This window comes from Bacteroides sp. OF03-11BH (assembly GCF_003604005.1).
In the GTDB taxonomy this organism is placed as follows: Bacteria; Bacteroidota; Bacteroidia; order Bacteroidales; family Bacteroidaceae; genus Bacteroides; species Bacteroides ovatus.
Map to the genome: position 1 here is coordinate 15,047 of NZ_QTMW01000065.1, position 8,167 is coordinate 23,213.

Here is an 8,167-nt window from a genome sequence, read left to right on the forward strand (position 1 = left end):
GCTGAAATTTCATTGTGATAGGTTTTACAGCTTATAATAATTGAAATTTTAGTGGTTGCGCCCGGAGGGAAACCGGGCGCATTTTTTATATGTTCCCGCCAAACAAGTAGGTCGAACAGACCACCCCGTTATCCAGCACCCTGCTTTCCGAGAGCTTCCACAGCGAGCCGGATGTTTCCCCGACAAAACCGATGCCTTTGCCCGCCATGACTGGGACGGTGTAGATTGTCAGGCTGTCCAGCAGTCCGGCTTTAATCAATGAAGTAAGCAGCTTGCCGCCACCCACCACCAGCATGTCGGTTTCCTGTTTCAGTTCATAGACCCTTTGCAGCGGTTCTTCGGTCAGGAACTCCACCCCGCAGTCCGGTGTAACGTTGGTGTCGTAGTGTGACACCACAAAAGACCGTTTGCTTTTGTGCGGCCACCCGCCCCAGTGTTCAAAGATGTAGTTGTAGGTGTTCGCCCCCATAAGCAGGCAGCTTGCGGCGGCGTGTTCCCTTGCCACCAGTTCCTTGACCTCACGGGGCATCCAGTCCAGTTCATAGTCCGGCGTGGCGGTATGCCCGTCCAGCGATACGGCGATGTGCGCTTTGATTTGTTCCATATTATCAGGTATTAAAGTGATATAAATCCCTACTGTCTTGGCACGTTAGCCGCCACTCCAAAAAAGAAAGCGTGGCATGACGCTGTTTCGATGCGAGGTACTGGCATACCCAAATGTGGAAACAGTGCAGCCACGCTATGACAAACGCATAGCATATCCTGCGCTGAATATCCCCACATTTTGAAAAGTGCCAGTTTTCGCATCGGGACGTTCGGCGAACGTATATGTTATATATAAAGGCAATATTCCGGCAACCGCCGTCCAACTGCCGTTACTTTTCCGTGTAACTTCTGCAAAGTTAAGCAAATACCCTGAAAAATCACGTGCAAACAGAAAAAATCCTGCCGTGTTATCACAACAGGGCAGGACACAAGCACCTAAAAATACACAAGTTCAGCCCATACGCCTACGGGCAGCTTGCGTTCCTTTGAAGATTATATGAACCGATGACAAAACAGCTTTGGTTCGCCGTGTCTTTGGTGATGATGTCCCTTTCCCGCATGAAGCGGATATAGCTCTTTGCGGTGCGCTCCTTGATGTCCAATACCTGCTGCAACTGCTCGCAAAGGTCTATGTAGGTGATGCGTGTCTGCCGCCCGAAGATGTCACGTGCGACATTCACCAGTTCCCTTTCCTTGCGCTTCTCCTTTTCCTCACGTGGTTTCTCGCCCTTGTACACGTGCATCCCGGCTTCCTTGTCCCAAGCAAAGAGCATCAGCGGCACGTCCAGCGGGCTTCCGTCCCTTACTTTCAGGGCTTTTACCACCGACTGGGTAGGTTCTTCGTCTTTCTCAATGGACAGGATAGTAGCCGCCTTGCGCTGCAACTCGCTGCCCAAATGTCCCCGCAGTTTCAATCCGTTGGGGACGAAGTGCAGCACGCACAGAATACACGTGTTGTAGATACCCGCCAGCCGATAAAGTTCATCTATCACCGCCACGCTTTCCGCTTCATCGTTGGCACTCTTAACAAGGTCTGCGATGCCGTCAATGACGACCAACTGGATGCCGCCGTATTGGTAGTAGAACTTGTCCATGCTTTGTACAATGGCGTTCAGGCGTTCTTTGCGTGACATACCGGTAAGACAAAACGCTTTCAGTTCATCGGGTTTGTCCGGCTGTTTGGCACGTGCCAGCAGGTTGCTTACATTCTTGAACAGTTGCACTTCCGACTGTTCGGTGTCGTAGAGCAAGACCGCCTTGTGTTTGCCGTTGGCGGTTATCTGTATGCCCAGCGTATCTACTTCCGCACCAGCCGGGCAGATGCAGCCCGCCACGATTGCGGCTACGTAATTGCTCTTTCCCGTTCCCTCGCCCCCGGTGATGCCGAACAGGTTGCCTTGCGTTCCTAACGGAACGTCACCCGCCGAAATAATCTCTTGCGCTTTGGCGGGCGGGTTGTTGAAATCTATCTCGCACGATTTAAGCATAATCAATGTATCGCTATACAGGTTGTCTAAAAATTCGATAAACAGTTTCAGGAAATCTTCACGGGTGTTCCCGGCTTTGAAGTAGTCGGATATGTCCTTTTCCTCTTTCGTTCCCGGAAGCGGCAGCAGCAGGCGTTTCACGCCAAATTCTTCCAGTAGTTTTTCCTGCTTGCATGAACTTTCCCTGCCCGTCTTGTCCATGTCAAAGAGCAGGACGATGTGCTTGAAGCGGAACGTCAGCCGATAGACCAGCGTGGGCGGTATCGTCACCGTTTCGCTGTTGAAGCAGATAGCGTGAAAACCGTGCGCCGCCAGCGAAAGCACGTCTTTCTCGCCGCCCGTGATGAATAGCGTGTCGCCTTTGGCTGGCAGTTGTTCCAGCCCGAAACAATAGTTCTCGCCGAAGCTGCCACCGTAGAGGAAGCGGGGCGTGGAGAACGGGCGGTACAGCTTGATGTGCTGTTTGCCCTTGTAGCCGTACATGGGTTCTGCCACCGATGAAGTGTAGGTGTACGGTTTGCCCTCTGCCGTTTCGCTGTTGTATTCCCGGAGCGAGCAGACCTTGTAACGTTCCAGCAGTTCGGGCGTGATGCCGTACTGTTGCCAGTACACCAGTTCGGCAAGCGGGAACTTCTGTTCCCGGAACTGGTAGGGCTTGACGGGCTTTTCGGGCGTTTCTTCGGGTTTGTCCGGCACTGCCCGGCGGACGGTTGCCGGGGGAACGGAAACCGGAATGCCGGAAGCCAGCCCCAAGCCCAAATCCCGGTCGATGATTTCCAGTATCTCCACGAAGTCAGCCGCCCGGTTGCAGTCCAGCCCCTTTAACTGCCCCACGAGGAAGAAACAGTCGCCGCTGTAACTGTCGTTGCCGAAGTCCTTCATCTTGTAGATACCGCCCCGGCGGTCGAAATAGATGTTGCAGGAAGCCTTGCTGTCCTCGTACAACGGGTTAAGGAAGTTGCGACCTATGCGCCAGTTTCCGGGCAGGTAGTGTTTGAACACCGCCAGCCCGTTACTTGTTCTTTCTAAGATTTCCTCTTTCCTTAGCATACAACTGGTGGTTGGTTATCAGGTTGTCGATGTTCTCCTTGTTGCTCCTTATCAGGCGTTCTTCCAGCATCCGGCGTATCTCGCTGACCTTGTAGAAATAGCGTCCCCTGATGTTGGAATAGGCGATAGTTCCCGACACCCGCAGGCGTTGCAGGGTCTTTTCGCTTATTTTCAGGAACGTGCAGACCTCGTAGCTGTCCACCCACATGTCTTCCTCGCTTTGCCTTGCCGTTTCCATGTGGTTGAAGATGTAGTCGGCAATGGCGGTAATCTTGTTGTCCAGTTCCTTGTAGGCTTTGGACTCGAATGTTATTATTTCCATAACGGTAACTGATTGATTTGCCGCAAAGTTCGGGTGTCCTGAAAAATAAAACGCCACAGATGTACCCACCTGTGGCGAAATAAATTTTGTTAAAGCACGGTTGCCTAATCCTGCTCCCTCATGCGCATCAGCAACCTGTCTTTCAGGGTGGAGAGGAAGCCCGTTCGGTCTTTGGTCTTGGCTTTTAGTTCCATGTAGGTGTGGTAGAAGTCGCCGAGGTCGATGTCGAACACGTATTCAAAGTAGGCTACAATCTCCTTAATATCAACCGTCCCCTTGTTCAGACAGCCGCAGGCGTCCAGTGCGTAGATAAGTTCCACCAACGCCCTTTTCGTCCCCGTCCAGCGCAACACCTTTCCCATGAAGCCGTTCTTCACCCGCTTGCGTTGTTCCCGGCGTTCCAGCTCGTGCAGACGGTTGGTGAGGTATATTTCCAGCAGTTCGTTGGCTAAAATCTTGGCTACCTTGAAATCGTGACTGGTGCTGAACTGTGGGTCTGTTTCGTAATAGAAACTGTCCACGATGATTTGTATGTCAGGCTTCCCACGCATGAAATACTGCCTGTCCAAGTAGGTGGCTTTCGTTCGGTGGTACTGGTAGAACGCCAAGTTCCGCTGGAACGACTTTGAAATCCGGTCGGTTTCCGACAGCAGGTAGTCCCTTTGCACTTCCTCGCTGCCGCTGGGGAAGCGCACCTCTATCTTGTAAACGGTGTTGTAATAGATGATTTTGCTCGCTAAAAGCGGTTTCAGTTCCTTGAAGAAGTGTATTTCCTCTTCCGTGCTGGCGAACGGGTAGGAGATTATAAAGTTTTTGAGTTCGCCCAGTATCTCTTGCAGGTAGTCCACGCACAGGCGGCAGAGCGTCAGCGTGTCCGCTGCGGTGTCCTCGTATTCCTGTATCTGCCATTCCACTTTTTGAAGCAGTCCGGCGAAGTATGTTTCCAACGGTATCTTATGTTCCATAACCTTGTGCTTATCTTTTATGAAGCACAAAGTTACGGGCATAAAAAATCTGTTTTATTCTTGATTTTTCACATTACGTTCTTGTAACTGTGCATTTTCTTGTTTCCTGCGCTTTTCTGCGTATCTCGCCCGGTGTATCCAGCAAGTAAGCCTTGCAGAAGTCGTTCAGGTTCGATGTCGATGCGAACCCGGTGGTGAACGCCACTTCCGTAAGCGTGAGGTTGGTGTTCTTCAGGTAGTGTTCCACGTCCTTTGCACGCTCCTTTATCACCCATTCCTTAGCCGTGTACCCGGTCATTTTCTTTACCTTCCGTCGGAACGAGCCGTATTCCATGCCGCATTTCTCCGCCAGTTGCTCGGCATCATAGACCATGTAGCCTTTCAGACGCACCATTTCGGTGAATGTCTGCCTGCCCAGCTCCGGCAGCATCCGTTCGGCGTGGCGCAGTTCCTTTTCCGTCACCAGCAGGCGGTTGTCCCTTACCGGGTTTCTCCGTAGCAGGTGGAAAGCGTGGCATACCGTGTTGTACACGTTGCAGAGGTACTGCCGTCCCGGTCGCATCCAGTGGAGCGCATCGCAGTAGGCGGTCAGTTCGGGTATCTCGTCCCGCTTGCGGTGCTGTTCCGCCAGTTCGTCCAGTATGGCGTAATGGGTGGTGGACATACCCAGCAGGATAATGATTGCCTTGTAGTCCTTGTATGCCGCCAGTGTCGGCGTTTCCGGCAGGCTTTTGAGCGTGTCGCACACGTGGGCGCACAGCCGCCCGTCCTTGCTGAACGGTTCAAGTTCCAAGTAGTTGTCCATTTTCCGGCTGTTGTGCAGCAGCCATGTTACCTTTTCGTCCAGTTCCTTGCAGGATGCTTCCAACTCCGCTTCGGGAGCGGGAAGCAATAATGATGTAATCCGTTGTTCCATATCTGAATAAATTGATTTGTTTCCTGTACGTTACCCGGTAGCCCATAGCCAAAACTTTTGGATTAGCCGCCAAACCACATGATAAAGGAACATGGCGGCAAGCATAAGGAATGTATGGTGGGGAAAACTTGCGATAATCCGATGCGGTTGTGGCAAGTTTCTTAACACCATTTGCAAATAATCCATCCCAACTTAGCTAATAACCATAGCTCAAATCCACATAATACAATAGGAAGTAATAGTAGCAAAGTTATCGTAATCTTATTTTTGGACGAATGACGATAACGGTTTGCTAATGCAGATGTTCTATCTTTTCGATACCTGACAAGGCAAAACAAGACAGGAAAAAGAAACATTCCCATGCAGCATAGCAAATACCATGTATGTGGCAAGTTTCTGTCAAATAGCGGAATACACGGGATTTCTATTATAAACCACCAATATAAGGATAGCATGAGTACCCCTGAACACCGGGACCTCATTTTATGACCTTGCTCACCTTTGAAGTACAGATAGTCAAAAAAATAATACCTGTAATTCGTCCGGTTGGCACGTTGCTTCACTCGTTCAAAATAGTTATCTGTCTTTTTTATTCCTTTACTCATATATATTCGATGAATTATGTTCTCCAAAATGCAAAATAAAGCAGGGTAACACCTACCACAACCCCGAAAAAGATACAACCTGTAATAATGAAAGCCCAATCGGGGTAATGGAAATCAAGTTCTTCATAAGGAATGGCAGTTTTCTTTATACATCTGTTCCATATCCATATCAGAACTTTTCCAAATCTATTTACTGTGATAAGGTTACTCATATTGATTAATGGTTTGGTGAGGAACAGCGTTAAGCTGTTATCTCGACCTTGTTAATAATAGAGTTTATTATAGTAAACATCAAAGTTGGTTGTTTGACTTATAAATAATCAACACTCCATTTATCCTCACTTAAGAATTTCCTTTTTTTACTATCTATCAAATACTTATTATTTTTTTTGACGACAATATACTGTAGATATTCGTCATCAGTTCGTGTTGTCACAAAAAATTTATTTTTCCTGCTTTCTTGTATATCTATTATTTTTTCCTTATTTGGATCATAGTCATAACTTCCTTCAAGTCCCCATGACAAAGCATTCGGGCGGCTCATTTTTCGTTCCTTGTCTGTACAATATTTACTAATGATAGAAGCAACCATTTGCTTTATCTTATGCTCTGTTTCGTCCAATTCTAACTGGTCTTCGTCAAACTCGTTACAATACTTCTCCCATTCATTCATTTCTGAAATAAAATTTATAACAAGTTCTTCAAGTATTTTTTTCGTAATATCGTCCATACTTTAATTATCTTTATTATTAATGGTTTGACAAGGAGCTGCGTTTAGCAGCTAACTTGGCTTGTTATCAGTGATTTATTTTGCGATACCTGCACATGTAAATTTTAATCCTGTGATTGAATTTTGCTTCACAAAATCTACAAATTCATCTGTGCAATAATAATTGTTATTAAACAGACTATCCCGAAATATGATATATGAACCGATATTTCCTTTATTGAAAATACCATTATTATCCCTCATCATCTTCAAGATTTCTTCATTGCTCTTGGACTCTATATTTAAGGCATCGACTGTATTCAATACATTTATAAAATAATAACCTGAAGCGTTCCCGTCCACATTGACAGGTAAAACTTCTATTTGCCCTTTCAGCTTTTCAGAGAGTAATAAGGAAGTTCTTTTATTTACTATCAGACAACCGGAAAAATAACAAGATGCATCAAACTCCTCACTTCGTTTGTCTTTCTTTTTCCTTTTATCTCTAAACAGTTCCAGACTAAGCCCTTTCCACTCATTAATAAGTGATTGACCATTATAATCCCAAACGCCTTTATTTGACTCATCATCTTCCTTGAATACAAAGAACTTGTAATTATCAAAGTCTTGTCCAATTTCATATATATTCATAATGTTACACTATTTAATTACTGATAATGTTTAGAGGATAGCCGACCGTTTAGGGCGGTTCATCCTCATGTTCGAGACAATTTTTATTTCCTTTATTACATACTATATAGAACTTCAATTTTTGACTGCTGTTTCCGGCAGAAAGAGGTGTGAAGTTCATGCCCGCACCCCGTTCGTTTCATTACTGCTCTTATCCGTATTTCATTCATTTTTCAGTTCTCCTTTCTTTCTTTTCATGGGATTTCACTGTTCTTGTTCACGGCAGGACATAGCTATCCCATGTTGCTGTCATGCCGCTTTTTTCCGGTGTATGTCGCAATGCTCCAGTATTACCGTGTATGTCATGCCGCCACCCGTTACCGTGGTATGGCTGTAAACTCTCGTCCGTCCGCAACGTTCGCAGAAGTACGGGTTTTCATATCCGCTTTCTGCCTGTTGCAACTCAGCTTCCTCTATCTCGCTTTCATCCCGTCCGAAGTATTCTTCCGGCAGGCTGCCTTTATTGGAATAGAAGCCGTAGTACCTCACGATGCGGAAATAGCGCAGTGGAACGTGTTGCAGCAGCCGGGGGAAGAACTCCCGGTAATGCAGCGTCAGTTCCTTTTCAACCGGGTTCCTCCTGTCGGGTGAGTTTTTGTAATCACGGTAACGGAATGAAATGTTTTCGCCGTCCATTGCCGTAATCTTGTACTCGCTCAGACACGCCCGTTTGGAATACCTGCCCACATATTGTATCACCTGTTCCGGCATCTGTATGGGCTGCTCCAAATGTACAATCCAGTCCTTTTTGTTCACCACCTTTTTGATGAAGCCCATAAACTCCATGCGGTCGTGGAAATCATGCTCCAACCTGCCCGCATCGAACAACCCTATCAGGGCGTGTTCAAACTTGTAGCGGAATACCTTACAGATAGAG

9 protein-coding genes are annotated in these 8,167 nt (G+C 47.3%); all 9 read right to left on the bottom strand.

Annotation, left to right across the window (positions count from 1 at the left end; genetic code table 11):
• Nucleotides 1-85 precede the first annotated feature (85 nt).
• Nucleotides 86-604: a dihydrofolate reductase family protein gene (locus tag DXA54_RS25750; protein ID WP_005924160.1), complete on the bottom strand. Its 519-nt coding sequence runs from the start codon at nucleotides 602-604 to the stop codon at nucleotides 86-88.
• 406 nt (nucleotides 605-1,010) lie between these two features.
• On the bottom strand, nucleotides 1,011-3,083 hold the full coding sequence (locus tag DXA54_RS25760) for a bifunctional DNA primase/helicase (protein WP_120080991.1): 2,073 nt from the start codon (nucleotides 3,081-3,083) through the stop codon (nucleotides 1,011-1,013).
• Nucleotides 3,046-3,474, bottom strand: coding sequence for a helix-turn-helix domain-containing protein (locus tag DXA54_RS25765; RefSeq protein WP_007845709.1), 429 nt, complete (start codon nucleotides 3,472-3,474; stop codon nucleotides 3,046-3,048). The genes DXA54_RS25760 and DXA54_RS25765 overlap by 38 nt, the downstream gene beginning before the upstream one ends.
• 35 nt (nucleotides 3,475-3,509) lie before the next feature.
• Entirely contained in the window at nucleotides 3,510-4,412 is a 903-nt protein-coding gene (locus DXA54_RS25770) for an RteC domain-containing protein (RefSeq protein ID WP_004326095.1), read from the bottom strand.
• Nucleotides 4,413-4,443: 31 nt separating this feature from the next.
• On the bottom strand, nucleotides 4,444-5,286 hold the full coding sequence (locus DXA54_RS25775) for a helix-turn-helix domain-containing protein (protein WP_118481697.1): 843 nt from the start codon (nucleotides 5,284-5,286) through the stop codon (nucleotides 4,444-4,446).
• A 619-nt stretch (nucleotides 5,287-5,905) separates the two neighbouring features.
• Nucleotides 5,906-6,103: a hypothetical protein gene (locus DXA54_RS25785; RefSeq protein ID WP_120080993.1), complete on the bottom strand. Its 198-nt coding sequence runs from the start codon at nucleotides 6,101-6,103 to the stop codon at nucleotides 5,906-5,908.
• A 98-nt stretch (nucleotides 6,104-6,201) separates the two neighbouring features.
• Nucleotides 6,202-6,621 carry an NTF2 fold immunity protein gene (locus tag DXA54_RS25790; RefSeq protein ID WP_029427653.1) on the bottom strand — a complete coding sequence of 140 codons (420 nt, stop codon included), beginning with the start codon at nucleotides 6,619-6,621 and terminating at the stop codon, nucleotides 6,202-6,204.
• A 75-nt stretch (nucleotides 6,622-6,696) separates the two neighbouring features.
• Entirely contained in the window at nucleotides 6,697-7,251 is a 555-nt protein-coding gene (locus DXA54_RS25795) for an imm11 family protein (RefSeq protein ID WP_117542726.1), read from the bottom strand.
• Between the two features lie 288 nt (nucleotides 7,252-7,539).
• The coding region (locus DXA54_RS25800) for a transposase (protein WP_207903521.1) at nucleotides 7,540-8,167 on the bottom strand (628 nt) is incomplete at its 5' end.